The sequence below is a fragment of the Sinorhizobium chiapasense genome (assembly GCF_045277575.1).
GTDB classification, from domain to species: Bacteria; Pseudomonadota; Alphaproteobacteria; order Rhizobiales; family Rhizobiaceae; genus Ensifer; species Ensifer chiapasense_A.
Window position 1 is genome coordinate 2,325,977 of record NZ_CP144206.1, and the last position, 13,581, is coordinate 2,339,557.

Annotated in this window: 12 protein-coding genes; 9 read left to right on the forward strand and 3 right to left on the reverse strand. The window is 64.5% G+C overall.

The window, feature by feature from the left end; all coding sequences use genetic code 11:
• Positions 1-95: 95 nt before the first annotated feature.
• From paaK to paaG, 3 genes are read right to left on the reverse strand one after another with little or no spacing between them, the layout of a single operon-like run.
• A complete protein-coding gene (gene paaK, locus QM996_RS29580) occupies positions 96-1,406 on the reverse strand; it encodes a phenylacetate--CoA ligase PaaK (protein WP_334197388.1) in 1,311 nt (436 codons plus the stop codon).
• Between the two features lie 34 nt (positions 1,407-1,440).
• On the reverse strand, positions 1,441-1,881 hold the full coding sequence (gene paaI / locus QM996_RS29585) for a hydroxyphenylacetyl-CoA thioesterase PaaI (RefSeq protein WP_334197389.1): 441 nt from the start codon (positions 1,879-1,881) through the stop codon (positions 1,441-1,443).
• Positions 1,878-2,666: a 2-(1,2-epoxy-1,2-dihydrophenyl)acetyl-CoA isomerase PaaG gene (paaG, locus tag QM996_RS29590; protein WP_334197390.1), complete on the reverse strand. Its 789-nt coding sequence runs from the start codon at positions 2,664-2,666 to the stop codon at positions 1,878-1,880. The genes paaI and paaG overlap by 4 nt, the downstream gene beginning before the upstream one ends.
• A gap of 103 nt (positions 2,667-2,769) precedes the next feature.
• On the opposite strand from paaG, the gene paaN reads away from it, so the two are divergent.
• The 9 genes from paaN (at position 2,770) to QM996_RS29635 (ending at position 13,567) form a co-directional block, all read left to right on the forward strand.
• Positions 2,770-4,431 (forward strand): phenylacetic acid degradation protein PaaN, encoded by a 1,662-nt coding sequence (paaN, locus tag QM996_RS29595; RefSeq protein ID WP_334197391.1) that lies wholly within the window; start codon positions 2,770-2,772, stop codon positions 4,429-4,431.
• A 48-nt stretch (positions 4,432-4,479) separates the two neighbouring features.
• A complete protein-coding gene (locus QM996_RS29600) occupies positions 4,480-5,619 on the forward strand; it encodes an ABC transporter substrate-binding protein (protein WP_334197392.1) in 1,140 nt (379 codons plus the stop codon).
• A gap of 70 nt (positions 5,620-5,689) precedes the next feature.
• Positions 5,690-6,562, forward strand: a complete 873-nt coding sequence (locus QM996_RS29605) for a branched-chain amino acid ABC transporter permease (RefSeq protein ID WP_334197393.1) — start codon at positions 5,690-5,692, stop codon at positions 6,560-6,562.
• Positions 6,563-6,564: 2 nt separating this feature from the next.
• Positions 6,565-7,521, forward strand: coding sequence for a branched-chain amino acid ABC transporter permease (locus tag QM996_RS29610; protein ID WP_334198712.1), 957 nt, complete (start codon positions 6,565-6,567; stop codon positions 7,519-7,521).
• Positions 7,518-8,303 carry an ABC transporter ATP-binding protein gene (locus QM996_RS29615; protein ID WP_334197394.1) on the forward strand — a complete coding sequence of 262 codons (786 nt, stop codon included), beginning with the start codon at positions 7,518-7,520 and terminating at the stop codon, positions 8,301-8,303. Before QM996_RS29610 ends, QM996_RS29615 begins: the two co-directional genes overlap by 4 nt.
• Positions 8,290-8,991 carry an ABC transporter ATP-binding protein gene (locus QM996_RS29620; protein WP_334197395.1) on the forward strand — a complete coding sequence of 234 codons (702 nt, stop codon included), beginning with the start codon at positions 8,290-8,292 and terminating at the stop codon, positions 8,989-8,991. The genes QM996_RS29615 and QM996_RS29620 overlap by 14 nt, the downstream gene beginning before the upstream one ends.
• Before the next feature lie 5 nt (positions 8,992-8,996).
• Positions 8,997-11,078: a 3-hydroxyacyl-CoA dehydrogenase NAD-binding domain-containing protein gene (locus tag QM996_RS29625; protein WP_334197396.1), complete on the forward strand. Its 2,082-nt coding sequence runs from the start codon at positions 8,997-8,999 to the stop codon at positions 11,076-11,078.
• Positions 11,079-11,134: 56 nt separating this feature from the next.
• Entirely contained in the window at positions 11,135-12,046 is a 912-nt protein-coding gene (locus QM996_RS29630) for a helix-turn-helix domain-containing protein (RefSeq protein WP_334197397.1), read from the forward strand.
• Between the two features lie 114 nt (positions 12,047-12,160).
• Positions 12,161-13,567, forward strand: a complete 1,407-nt coding sequence (locus QM996_RS29635) for an aldehyde dehydrogenase family protein (protein ID WP_334197398.1) — start codon at positions 12,161-12,163, stop codon at positions 13,565-13,567.
• Positions 13,568-13,581: the final 14 nt, after the last annotated feature.

Below are 13,581 nucleotides of genomic sequence, written 5' to 3' on the forward strand. Positions count from 1 at the left end.
CTGCTCACTTCCTGTCCGTTTGCCGCCGCGCAAGCGGCGACTTTTGTTCGTATATACGGTCAAACCGGTGCCGGGCTATCCCGGCTCTCCGTCATTCACTCTTTCGGGCGGTTGTCGACAACCCGCTTTGCCTTGCCTTCCGAGCGAGCGATGCCGCCCGGCTCGTGCACCGTGATCTTCGTCGTGACGCCGACCACGCTCTTGATGTGGTGAGCAAGCTCCTTTGCCGATCCGGAGCGTGCGCCCTCGTCGGCCGCTTCTAGCGTACATTCGACATGAACCGTCATATTGTCCATACGGCCGGCGCGGGTCAGCTCGATCTGGAAATGCGGGGCAAGTCCGCGGCATTTCAGGATCTGCTCCTCGATCTGTGTCGGGAAGACGTTGACGCCGCGCAAGATCATCATATCGTCGGAGCGACCGGTGACCTTCTCCATGCGGCGCATGGATCGCGCGGTGCCGGGTAGAAGCCGCGTCAGGTCGCGGGTGCGGTAGCGGATGATCGGCAGGCCTTCCTTAGTCAGTGTCGTGAATACCAGTTCGCCGATCTCGCCGTCGGGCAGCACCGTGCCCGTCACCGGGTCGATGATCTCGGGGTAGAAATGGTCTTCCCAGATGTGCAGGCCGTCCTTGGTCTCGACGCACTCGTTGGCGACGCCAGGACCCATGACTTCCGACAGGCCGTAAATGTCGACGGCATGCATGTCGAAAGCCTGCTCGATCTCCTGGCGCATGGCGTTCGTCCACGGCTCCGCGCCAAAAATCCCGACGGCCAGCGAGCTTTCGCGTGGGTCGATGCCGTGTTTGCGGAACTCATCGAGGATAGAAAGCATGTAGGAGGGCGTGACCATGATGATGCGCGGCTTGAAATCCTGCATCAACGTTACCTGACGCTCCGTCATGCCGCCCGAGATCGGCACGACGGTGCAGCCGAGTTTTTCGGCGCCATAATGCGCGCCGAGGCCGCCGGTGAAGAGGCCGTAGCCATAGGCGACATGGACGATATCGCCGGCCCGGCCTCCCGAGGCGCGGATCGAGCGGGCGACGACCGTCGCCCAGGTGTCGATGTCGGTCTTCGTGTAACCGACGACGGTCGGCTTGCCGGTCGTGCCTGACGAGGCGTGGATGCGGGCGAGCTTTTCACGCGGCACGGCGAACATGCCGAAGGGATAGGTATCGCGCAGGTCCTTCTTGGTGGTGAAGGGAAATTTCGCGAGGTCGGTGAGCGTCTTGAGGTCGGACGGGTGCACGCCTGCCTCATCGAAACGCTGCCGGTAGAAGGGCGAGTTCTCATAGGCGTGGGTCAGCGACCATTTCATGCGCTGAAGCTGCAGCGCGGAAAGCTCGTCGCGAGAGGCCGTCTCGATCGCTTCGAGGTCACCGGGGCGGGGGGACAGGTCTTCCATGAAATTCTCCTCCAAGAATGCGGGATCGTCTGCCTCACTCCGGCAGATGGGTACCCTTTACGGTTCGCGAGTGGCCACGGAATTCCGCGACATGCTCGCCCTCCTGATTGGTGATGCGGACATCGTAGATGCCGCCGCGTCCGCGGCGAGACACTTCCCGTGCCGTCGCCGTCAGCCGGTCGCCCTTGAACGCCGGCGCGATATAGTTCACCGAACAGTGCTGGGCGACGGTGCGCTGATTGTAGGTGTTGCAGGCGAAGGCGAAGGCCGAATCGGCCAGCGTGAAGATGTAGCCGCCATGGCAGCTGCCGTGGCCATTGGTCATCGTCGCGGCAACGGTCATGGTGATGGTCGCTTCGCCGGGTGCGACGGACACAAGCTCCATGCCGAGATGGCGGGTGGCGTTGTCTTCATCCCACATGGCCCTGGCGCAGGCATCGGCGAGCGCCTGAGGCGAAAGGCTGGTGTCGCTCATTGGCCCCTGAACTCCGGCTTGCGCTTCTCGAGGAAGGCGGAAACGCCTTCAGCATAGTCGGCGCTGCGGCCGGCTTCACGCTGAAGGTCGCGTTCGAGGTCGAGCTGCTCGTCGAGCGAATTTATGGCGGCGGCCTGGATGGCGCGCTTGGTCATGCCGAGGCCCCTGGTCGGGCCGGTGGCAAGCCGAGCGGCGAGCGCGCTTGCCTCTTCCATCAGCCTGTCGTCATCGACGGTACGCCAGATGAGGCCCCAATCGGCGGCAGTTTCTGCGCCGAGCGGCTCGGCGGTGAGCGCCAACGCCTTGGCACGCGCCTCGCCGATCAGCCGCGGCAGGCTCCAGGTTCCGCCGGAATCCGGCACGAGGCCGATCTTGGCGAAGGCCTGGATGAAGCGGGCGGAGCGGGCGGCAAGCGTGATATCGCAGGCAAAGGCGATGTTGGCGCCGGCGCCGGCGGCAACGCCGTTCACCGCACAGATGACCGGCTTCTCCAGGTTGCGGATCAGGCGGAGCAGGGGATTGTAGTAGGTTTCTATCGTGTGGCCGAGGTCCGGCACGCCCTTGCTCGGGTCGCGGTCGCCGAGATCCTGACCTGCGCAAAAGCCGCGGCCCGAACCCGTCAAGAGCACGGCGCGCACCTCCGCATCCTCATGGGCGCGCTCGAACCCGGCGCGCAGCGCAAGATGCATCTCCTCGTTAAACGCATTGAGCTTGTCAGGGCGATTGAGCGTCAGGCTAAGGACGCCATCGGCAAGTGCCGACAGGATCGTGCTGGATTCCGGCATGTTTTCCTCCTTGTCGCCCTTGTTCCAGAGCGACCGTGAAAAAATAGTTGCATAAACCGGCCGGCCGGTCAATTATAAAAGCACCGATTGAGAGGAGTAAGCCATGACAGGACTTTTCGAGCGCCATCGCCAAACGCTAGATGCAGCTTTGCAGGCGGCGGCCAAGCGCGACTTCTGGTCCGCCTATCCGGAAGTGCCGTCCGGCAAGATCTATGGCGAAACCGCCAAGGAGGAGGGGCTTGCCGGCTACCAGGCGCGGCTCGGAAAACCCTTCGCGCTTGCCGATCACCCGGCGCACCGCGTCGTCGGCGCGGAAGTCTCACCCTATGGCCCAGCTCTTGGCATCACCTATCCCGCTGCCTCCGTGGATACTCTGGTTGCGGCCTCGCGTGACGCTTCTTCGCAATGGGCTGCCGCCTCGCCTCATGTGCGCACCGGCGTCTGCCTCGAAATCCTCGCCCGCCTCAACGCCCGCAGCTTCGAGATGGCGAATGCCGTCATGCACACGACCGGCCAGGCTTTCGCCATGGCCTTCCAGGCCGGCGGTCCGCATGCGCAGGATCGCGGTCTTGAAGCCGTCGCCTATGCCTATGCCGAAATGACCCGCACGCCAGCGAAGGCCACCTGGACGAAGCCGCAGGGCAGGGGCGATCCGATCGTCATGGAAAAGCATTGGCGCGTGGTTCCGCGTGGTGTTTCGCTGGTCATCGGCTGCAACACCTTCCCGACCTGGAACAGCTATCCCGGCCTCTTCGCCAGCCTGGCCACCGGCAATACCGTCATCGTCAAGCCGCATCCGGCGGCGATCCTGCCGCTTGCCATTACCGTCGAGATCATCCGCCAGGTTCTGGTGGAGGAGGGCTTTGCCGCCGATGTCGTGCTGCTCGCTGCGGACGAGCCCGGCTCGGAGATCACTAGGGATCTCGTGCAACATCCGGCCGTCGCCATCGTCGACTATACCGGTTCCAACGCGTTCGGCACTTGGGTGCGGGAAAATGCCGGCAGCGCCGACGTCTATACCGAAGAGGCCGGCGTCAATTCCATTGTCATCGGCTCGACTGACAATTTCGCCGGCATGTGCGGCAATATCGCCTTCTCGCTGTCGCTCTATTCCGGGCAGATGTGCACGGCCCCGCAGGACATCTTCGTGCCTCGCGGCGGCATCGAAACCGACGAAGGCCACAAGAGTTTCGACGCGGTCGCAGCCGGCATCGCCGCGGCGGTCGATGGCCTGCTTGCCGATCCCGCCCGTGCGGCCGGCATCTGCGGCGCGATTGCCAACGCGGCGACGCTCGCCCGCATCGAGACTGCCCGCGCGCTTGGCCGGATGGTGCGCGACTCCGCAGCCATCGGCGGGCTGGGTGACGCGCGCACCGCAACGCCGCTGATCCTCGCCGTCGATGCCGCGGATACGGAAAGCTATGCGCAAGAGCGCTTCGGCCCCATCGCCTTTGTCGTCGCCGTCGATGATGTCGAAGACGGTGTGAACCGCGCAGCGAGCCTTGCGGAAGACAAGGGCGCGATCACCGCTGCCCTCTACACGACGGATGAGGCGCAGGTCCTTGCTAGCGCCGACCGGTTTGCTGCGGCGGGCGTCAATCTTTCGGTCAACCTGACCGGCGGGATCTACGTCAACCAGAGTGCCGCCTTCAGCGATTTCCACGTCACCGGCGCAAACCCCGCGGGCAATGCCAGCCTGACGGATGCGGCTTTCGTCGCCAACCGGTTCCGCGTGGTGATGTGGCGCCGCCCCTTGGCGGCGTGAGAGGAGTTTTCGTTTTTATTTTTGTCTTTGTTGGGAGGAGAAACCGACATGAAATTTGCACAAACTGCGACTGCAGTTACCCTCGTTCTCGGCTTTGCCGGGCCCGCCTTGGCCGATATCAAGATCGGCGCGACTATTTCCGAAACCGGCCCCGCCTCCTTTCTCGGAGATCCGGAAGCCAAGACGCTGAAAATGCTGGTCGAGGAGATCAACGCGGCCGGCGGCGTCAATGGCGAGAAGCTGGAACTCGTCATCTATGACGATGGAGGCGATCCGAACAAGGCGCGAACCTTTGCCACTCGCCTCGTCGAGGACGACGAAGTCGTCGCCGTGATCGGCGGCACGACGACCGGCACCTCCATGGCGATCATCCCGGTCTTCGAGGACGCGGAAGTGCCCTTTATCTCGCTTGCCGGCGCGATCGAGATCATCGATCCGGTCAAGCCCTATACCTTCAAGACGCCGCACACGGACCGCATGGCCTGCGCCAAGATCTTCGAAGACATGAAAAAGAACGGCATCACCAAGATCGGCATGATCTCCGGTTCCGACGGCTTCGGCGCCTCCATGCACAAGCAGTGCCTTGCGATCGTCGGCGACTACGGTATCGAGGTCCTAGCCGACGAGACTTACGGCCCGACCGACGCCGACATGACGCCGCAGCTCACCAACATCAAGGGCAAGGACGGCCTGCAGGCGGTGTTGAACCCCGGCTTCGGCCAGGGTCCGGCGATCGTCACGCGCAACTATGCCCAGCTTGCCGTCGGCCTGCCGCTCTACCAGTCGCACGGCGTTGCCTCGGATGGCTTCATCGAGCTTGCCGGCGCACAGGCCGCAGAAGGCGTGCGCCTGCCGGGCACGGCGCTGCTCGTCGCAAAACTCCTGCCGGAGAACGACCCGCAGCGCGCCGTGGTTACCGCCTACAAGGATGCCTATGAAAAGGCGACTGGCAAGCCTGTTTCCACCTTCGGCGGTTACGCCCACGACGCACTGCGCATTCTGGTCGATGCGATCGGCCGGGCGGGTAGCGCTGAGCCGTCCGATATCCGCGACGCCATCGAGACGACGAAGGGCCTCGTGGGTACCACGGGCACCGTCACCATGACAGCCGAGGATCACCTCGGTCTCGACCTCTCGGCCTTCCGCATGCTGCAGATTGAAAAGGGCGGCTGGAAGATCGTCGAGTAATCGAGCCCGCCGGCCCCAGCCCTTCTTGCGAGGGCCGGCGGAAACCGTCGCGTGCCAAGCGGAGGCATCCATGCCCGAACTGCTGCAATTTTTCCTGTCCGGGATCACGGTCGGCGCGGTCTATGCGCTGGTCGCCCTCGGCTTCACGATCATCTACAACGCCTCCGACGTCGTGAACTTCGCCCAGGGCGAGTTCGTCATGCTCGGCGGCATGATCACCTTCTTTGCCCATGCCGCCGGCCTGCCGCTGCCGCTGGCAGCGCTCATCGCCATCATCGTGACGTCGGCAATCGGCGTCGCGCTGAACAAGCTGGCCATCGAGCCCGCCCGCGGCGCGCCGGTCGTCTCGCTGATCATCATCACCATCGGTGCGTCTATCTTCATCCGCGGTGCGACGCAGCTCGTCTTCGACAAGCAGCTTCACCGCTTCCCCGCCTTTTCCGGCGACCAGCCGATCCTGATCGGCGGCGCGACGATCCTGCCGCAGAGCCTCTGGGTGATCGCAGGCGCGCTCGCGGTCTTTTTCTGTCTCTGGCTGTTCTTCACGCGCACGCTGATCGGCCGCGCGGTGCTGGCGACCGCCAACAACCGCATCGCCGCCCAGCTCGTCGGTATCAACACCAAATATGTGATGACGCTCTCCTTCGCCATGTCGGCCGCCATCGGCGCGCTCGCAGGCGTGCTGGTGACGCCGATTACGCTGACCGGCTACGACGTTGGCCTGGCGCTCGCGCTCAAAGGTTTCGCCGCCGCCATGCTTGGCGGCATGGGCAACCCGAAGGGCGCGCTCGTTGGCGGCCTGCTGCTCGGCATCCTCGAAGCGATGACGGCCGGCTACCTCAGCTCGCAATACAAGGATGCGGCCGCCTTCGTCGTCATTCTCGCCGTGCTCTTTGCCATGCCGCAAGGTCTGTTTGGCCGTAAATCGACGGATCGGGTGTGATCATGCGGTTCTCGGGCAAAGCCACCAGCCTTCTCATCCTCGCCGCGGTCATCGCCATCGCGCCGGTCTTCTTCCCGTCCTCCTATTACTTCCGCGTAGGCTCGCTGATTTTCGTCAATGGCCTGGCGGTGACGGGGCTCGTCATCCTGATCGGCTATGCCGGCCAGATCAGCCTCGGACATGCGGGTTTTGCCGGCATCGGCGCCTATGCCTGCGCGCTCGCGCCGGTTCATCTGGGCCTGCATCCGGCGCTTGCGGCGGTGCTGGGCGCTGCCCTCTCCGCCGGCATCGCCTTCCTCGTCGGCCGGCCGATCCTGCGGCTCAAAGGCTACTATCTCGCCGTCGCCAGCCTCGGTTTCGGCATTCTCGTCTCGATGGTGCTTTCCAACGAGGCGCAGCTGACCGGCGGGCCGGACGGCATGGCGGTGCCGGAGCTGGGTCTTCGCGGCGTCCTGAAGTCCATCGGGATCGACTTCTCCAACACCGAGTTCTGGTACGCCTTTTCCGGCCTCGTTCTGGTCATCGGCGCATGGCTCGCGCTCAACCTCTATCATAGCCCGACGGGGCGGGCCCTTCGCGCGCTGCACGGCTCCGAAGTCGCCGCCCGCACGGTCGGCGTCGACGTCGCCCGCTACAAGCTCGTCGCCTTCGTGCTTTCGGCGGTTTACGCGTCGGTGTCCGGATCGCTGCTGGCGCTCCAGAACAAGTTCATCACGCCTGACGTTGCGGGCTTCATGCATTCCATCGAGATGGTCACCATGACCGTGCTCGGCGGGGCCGGATCGGTGCTCGGCGCGATCCTCGGCGCAGCGATCCTCACCACGCTGCCGCAGGTGCTGACGATCTTTCAGGAGTACGAGCAGCTCATGCTCGGCCTCGTCATGATGCTTGTCATGATCTTCATGCGCGAGGGCCTGCTGCCGTCCATCGCGCGCCGCATAAGGGGGAGGGGAGAATGAGCCTGCTTCAGATCGAAGGCTTGGGGATCGACTTCGGCGGCTTGCGTGCCGTCCATGATGTCGGTTTCTCATTGAAACCGGGCGAGATCGTCTCGGTCATCGGCCCGAACGGCGCTGGCAAGACGACGCTCTTTAACATGATATCTGGCGTCTACGCCCCGGCGCGCGGTCGCGTGGCGCTCGATGGCGAGGATACCACGCGCATGCCGCCGCACCTTCTGGCGCGGCGCGGCCTGTCGCGCACCTTCCAGAATCTCCAGATCTTCCAATCGATGAGCGTTCTGGAAAACGCGGTTGCCGGCCATCACCTGCTTGAGCGCGGCTCGGTCTTTTCCGACCTCTTCTCGCTGCCCGCCGCGCGCCGCCGCAGCAAGGCGTCGGAAGAAAGCGCCCGCGCGCTGCTCGATCGCGTCGGTCTCGGCCGTGCCGCCGAGCAGGAGGCGGGTTCGCTCTCCTACGGCGCGCTGAAGCGACTTGAGATCGCACGCGCCTTGGCGCTGAAGCCCCGCGTGCTGCTGCTCGACGAGCCTGCCGCCGGCTGCAACGCGGTGGAGACGGAGGAAATCGATCACCTCATCGCCGCGGTCGCCGCCGAGGGTGTTTCGATCCTCCTGGTGGAGCACGACATGAAAATGGTGATGCGCATTTCCAACCATATCGTGGTGGTCGACCACGGTGAAAAGATCGCCGAAGGCGAGCCGGCGGCGATCGCGCGCAATCCGCGCGTCATCGAAGCTTATCTCGGGGCCCAAGCGGCGGAGGCGCAAAATGCTCAACGTTGAGGGACTGCGCTCACGCTACGGCCGCATCGAGGTGCTGCATGGCATCGACATCGATGTCGCCTCCGGCGAAATCGTCACCGTGGTCGGCGCCAACGGCGCGGGCAAGACGACGCTTCTGAAATGCCTTTCCGGCATCCAGCCGGTTTCGGCTGGCTCCATCCTCTTTCGCGGTGAGGCGCTGACCACTGTGGCGGCGCACCGGCGCGTCCAGCGCGGTCTTGCCCAATCGCCCGAGGGTCGGCAGATTTTCACCAACCTGACGGTGGAGGAAAATCTTCGGCTGGGGGCCTATCTGTTCTCCGACGACAAGGTGGAGCGCGACCGGGAGGATGCCTTTGCCCTGTTCCCGATCCTGAAAGAGAAGCGCAACCTTGCGGCAGGCGGGCTTTCCGGCGGGCAGCAGCAGATGCTCGCTATCGCCCGCGCGCTGATGGCCAGGCCCTCCTGCCTGCTGCTGGACGAGCCGAGCATGGGGCTCGCCCCCATCCTCGTTGCGCAGATCTTCGATGTGGTGAAGAGCATGAAGGCGCTCGGCGTCACCGTGCTTCTTGTCGAGCAGAACGCCTTTGGCGCGCTTTCCGTCGCCGACCGGGGTTATGTGATGGAGACAGGGCGCATTACCATGACTGGCCCCGCCGCCGAATTGATTGCCGATGAGCGCATCCGCGCCGCCTACCTGGGAATTTGAACGCCATGACCGTCACCATCACCCATGAAACTGCCGTCGCCGTCGTCACCGTCGACAATCCGCCTGTCAATGCGCTGTCGCAGGTTTTGCGCCAGGCCCTCGTCGATGCCGTGGCGGAGCTTGACGCAGACAGTTCCGTAAAGGCCGTCGTGCTGCTCTGCGCCGGCCGCACCTTTATCGCCGGCGCCGATGTCAGCGAATTCGGCAAACCGCCGGTGCCGCCGCATCTGCCTGACGTGGTGGCGAGCATCGAAAGCGCGAAAAAGCCGTGGGTTGCGGCAATCCATGGCAGCGCGCTCGGCGGCGGGCTCGAAATTGCGCTGGGCTGTACCTATCGCGTGGCGGTTGCCTCCGCCAGCCTCGGCCTGCCGGAGGTCAAACTCGGCCTCATTCCCGGTGCGGGTGGCACGGTCCGCCTGCCGCGCCTTGTCGGCCCCGCAGCCGCCGTCGACCTGGTGACCGGCGGCAACCCGATCGGCGGGAAGAAGGCCGAGGAGCTCGGCCTTGTCGACGCGATCATCGCCGGCGACCTGCGCGCCGGCGCTATTGCCTTTGCAAGCGACGTGGCTGAAAAGTCCTTGCCGCATCCGCTTTCAAGCCGCGGAGTACCCGCGGTCGAGCCCGGTTTCTGGGAGGATGCCGAAAAGGCGGTGGCGGCCAAGGCGCGGCGCGAAATCGCGCCGCTGAAGGCGCTCGCATCGGTGCGCAAGGCGAGTGAGACGGATTTTTCCGGTGCAATGGCCTTCGAGCGCGAGGCGTTTCTCGAGTTGCGTGGCTCCGAACAGGCGGCCGCGCTGCGCCATGTCTTCTTCGCCGAGCGCGCCGCGCCGCGCCCGCCGGAGCTTGCCGGGATCACCCCGCGCGAAATCCGCTCGGCGGCGGTCATCGGTGGCGGCACGATGGGCGCCGGCATCGCTGCGGCGCTGCGCGACGCCGGCCTCCCGGTGGTTCTCATCGAGCGCGATCCGGCGGCAGTCGAGCGCGGGCTTGCCAATATGCGGGCCATCTACGACGGCCCGGTGAAGCGCGGGCGCATGACGCAGGCGGTCGCCGACGAACGCATGGCGGGTGTGGCCGGCGGTGACGATTATGGCCTGATCGCCGACACCGACCTCGTGGTCGAGGCGGTGTTCGAGGATCTCGCCGTCAAGCGCGCCGTCTTTGAAAAGCTCTCGTCGGTCTGTCGGCCGGATGCCGTGCTCGCCACCAACACCTCCTATCTCGATCCGGATGCGATCAGCCAGGGCGTCAGCCATCCGAAGCGCTTTCTTGGGCTACATTTCTTCAGTCCCGCGAACGTGATGAAGCTCTTGGAGATCGTGCCGACAGCGACGACCGCGCAGGACGTTCTCGCGACCGGTTTTGCACTTGCCCGCCTGCTTGCCAAGATCCCTGTGCGCGCCGGCATCTGCGATGGTTTCATTGGCAATCGCATTCTGAAGGTCACGCGCGCCCAGGCCGAAAGGTTGTTGTTGGCGGGTGCGACGCCCTCGACCGTCGACGCGGCCATGCGCGCCTTTGGCCTGCCGATGGGCCCGTTCGAGGCACAGGACCTTGGTGGCCTCGACATCGCTGCTTTCCAGCGAAAGGCGGCGCGGGAGCGCGGCGAGACACCATTCGCGCCGGTTGCCGAGCGCCTTTGCACCATCGGGCGCCTGGGCCAGAAGACCGGAGGTGGCTGGTACGATTACCAGCCGGGCGACCGTACGCCAAAACCGTCGGAAACCGTGGCAGGCATCATCGCAGAGATGGTGGAGGGTCTACCCCAGCGGGTGTGGAGCGAGGCCGAGATTGCCGACGCGATCCTGCTCCCGATGGTCAACGAGGCGACGCGGATTTTGGAGGAGCGCGTGGCGCTGCGTGCCGCCGATATCGATCTCGTCAAGATCCACGGCTATGGTTTTCCGCGCTGGCGCGGCGGGCCAATGCATTATGCAGAGGCGCGCGGTCTTTCCGAGGTCGTGGCTGTGCTCGACCGGCTCTCGGCGGTGGGCCTTGCCGAGCCACCGTGCGATGGGCTGCGCAAAGCGGCGGGAGATGGAGGGTTCTCAACGCTTGCCGACCAGAGGACGATGGGCAAGCGCTAAGGATTGCGATGAGATAGTAGTATAAAAGGCTTTCTGCTAGAGCCGGGGAGGGCGCGATGCAGTCGCTGATGACGCCGGGGCACAAGCCCGTGCCCGTCGAAATTCTCGAAGCGAAGATTAGGCGGGTCTGCGGCTCGTTTGATCTGGAGCCGATGGAACGAACGGGCGTCATCAATGGCGACGTCACCACGAGGCGGGTCGGTCCCTTCGATACGGCGATCGTCGCGCTCGATGCCTCCGAGGTTGCGCGCAGCCACCGCTCCATCCGGCAGGATCCCGGCGAATATTTCTTTCTGCTGATACAAGATGCCGGCCACTGCCGCGTTGAACAGGGTGATTGGGTGGCCGAGCTTTCGCCCGGCGACATGTTCCTTGTCGATTCAGTGAAGCCTTCCACTTTCATCTATCGGGGCGAGCGTTCGAACCAGGTCTCGCTGCACATTCCGCGCGAGGAAATGCTGCACCGTTTCGGGAGGGGCTGCGCCGGCGGCCTGTGGATTTCGCGCGACGATCCGCTCTGGCTCGCCATGCGCGCGGTCATCGCAAAAATGTTGTCGGAGGAGGGCGCGCAGGCGCAACTTGGCGAAGCCTTCCTATGCCTGATGGGCGCCTATCTGCATTCGGCCCGCGTCACCGGAGCGCCTGCGGAAACTCTGCTTTCCCGTGCGCTGGCGATGATCGACCGGCATCGCGCGGACCCGACATTCGGGCCGCGCGAGCTTGCCACCCGGCTCAATGTCTCGGAACGCATGCTGCAGCGGCATTTTCGCCCGCTCGGCGAGACGCCCGGCCACCGGCTGCTCAATCGCCGACTGGAGCTCGCCCATGCGCGGCTTTCCGCTTGCAAGGTAGCGAAAGGCGTTACCGCGGTTGCATTTGACTGCGGCTTCAATGATCTCTCCTACTTCTATCGCGAGTTCCGGAAGAAATACGGCACGACGCCGGGCGCGGTCGCGCACTGTCAGTGACGTTTTTGTCCAAAAGGTGGGACGGCGCCGTCCAAGTCTGACGCTTCGCCTGCCTCTATCCTCTGCCGTCAATTGTACCGCCGAAGGAGGCGAGTTTTCATGGAGGAGGCGGAAATGATTGAATTCAGCGCAACCATCGGCGGTAAGCCGGCGCCGGTCGGCTCGGTCTTTCCCGTGCTCAACCCGGCCACGGGCGAGGAGGTCGGCTGCGCGCCGAACATGGGCGCGGCAGAACTGGACGCGGCCGTGGCCGTTGCCAAGGCGGCGTTTGTCTCATGGTCAGCTCAGGGCGATGAGGCTTTGCAGGCAGCCTGCGCCGCGGTGACGGCGAAGATAGAGGAACACGCGGCGGAACTTGCCGAGATTATAACGCTGGAGCAGGGCAAGCCGCTGAACGGTCTCGGCTCGCGCTGGGAGATTGGGGGCGCCGTCGCCTGGGCTGGCTATACAACGGGGCTCTCGCTGCCGGTCAAAGTCCTACAGGACAATACGCAGGGCCGCATTGAGCTGCATCGCAAGCCTCTCGGCGTCATCGGCTCGATCACACCGTGGAATTTCCCCGTGATGATCGCTGTCTGGCATATCCTGCCGGCGCTGCGCACCGGCAATACGGTGATTGTGAAACCCTCGCCCTTTACGCCGCTGTCGACGCTGCGGCTCGTTGAGATCATGAACGAGGTGCTGCCGCCGGGCGTCGTCAACGTGGTGACGGGCGACGACAAGGCGTTCAATCTCGGCGGTGCGATGTCGGCACATCCGGATATCGCAAAAATAGTCTTCACCGGTTCCTGCGCCACCGGCCAGAAGGTTATGCAATCCGCCGCCGCGACGATGAAGCGGCTGACGCTGGAACTGGGCGGCAATGATGCTGGCATCGTTCTGCCGGATGCTGATCCGGCAAAGATCGCCGAGGGCCTGTTCTGGGGTGCCTTCATCAACAACGGCCAGACCTGCGCGGCGATGAAGCGGCTCTATGTGCATGAGTCGATCCACGATGCCGTCTGCGAGGCGCTTGTTGCCTATGCGAAGAACATCCCGGTCGGCAACGGCATGGATGAGGCGAGCATTCTGGGCCCGGTCCAGAACCGCATGCAGTTCGACAAGGTGTCGCGTCTTGTGGCGGACGCGAAAGAGCGCGGCAAAGTTCTGCTCGGCGGTGCGCCGGGCGAGGGCCTGTTCTTCCCGCCGACCATCGTTTCCGGTTTACGCAACGGCGATGCGCTTGTTGACGAGGAACAGTTCGGCCCGGCGCTGCCGATCATCCGCTATTCCGACGTCGAGGAGGCGATCCGGCTTGCCAATGACAGCCCGAACGGGCTCGGCGGCTCGGTCTGGTCGTCCGACATTAAGGCCGCGAAGAAGGTCGCGAGCCGCATGGCCTGTGGCTCCGTCTGGATCAACAAACACGGTGCGATCCAGCCGAATGCGCCCTTCGGCGGGGTGAAGGCTTCCGGTGTGGGTGTCGAGTTCGCCGAAGAGGGGCTTGCCGAATACACCGACATCCAGGTGGTCTTCGCCTGAATAATAAAGGGAAG

Excerpts from the sequence above, each read along its gene's own strand:
- paaK (WP_334197388.1), bottom strand. The coding sequence starts at position 1,406 with ATGGAAGACCTGTCCCCCCGCCCCGGTGACCTCGAAGCGATCGAGACG.
- paaI (WP_334197389.1), bottom strand. The coding sequence starts at position 1,881 with ATGAGCGACACCAGCCTTTCGCCTCAGGCGCTCGCCGATGCCTGCGCC.
- paaG (WP_334197390.1), bottom strand. The coding sequence starts at position 2,666 with ATGCCGGAATCCAGCACGATCCTGTCGGCACTTGCCGATGGCGTCCTT.
- paaN (WP_334197391.1), top strand. The coding sequence starts at position 2,770 with ATGACAGGACTTTTCGAGCGCCATCGCCAAACGCTAGATGCAGCTTTG.
- QM996_RS29600 (WP_334197392.1), top strand. The coding sequence starts at position 4,480 with ATGAAATTTGCACAAACTGCGACTGCAGTTACCCTCGTTCTCGGCTTT.
- QM996_RS29605 (WP_334197393.1), top strand. The coding sequence starts at position 5,690 with ATGCCCGAACTGCTGCAATTTTTCCTGTCCGGGATCACGGTCGGCGCG.
- QM996_RS29610 (WP_334198712.1), top strand. The coding sequence starts at position 6,565 with ATGCGGTTCTCGGGCAAAGCCACCAGCCTTCTCATCCTCGCCGCGGTC.
- QM996_RS29615 (WP_334197394.1), top strand. The coding sequence starts at position 7,518 with ATGAGCCTGCTTCAGATCGAAGGCTTGGGGATCGACTTCGGCGGCTTG.
- QM996_RS29620 (WP_334197395.1), top strand. The coding sequence starts at position 8,290 with ATGCTCAACGTTGAGGGACTGCGCTCACGCTACGGCCGCATCGAGGTG.
- QM996_RS29625 (WP_334197396.1), top strand. The coding sequence starts at position 8,997 with ATGACCGTCACCATCACCCATGAAACTGCCGTCGCCGTCGTCACCGTC.
- QM996_RS29630 (WP_334197397.1), top strand. The coding sequence starts at position 11,135 with ATGCAGTCGCTGATGACGCCGGGGCACAAGCCCGTGCCCGTCGAAATT.
- QM996_RS29635 (WP_334197398.1), top strand. The coding sequence starts at position 12,161 with ATGATTGAATTCAGCGCAACCATCGGCGGTAAGCCGGCGCCGGTCGGC.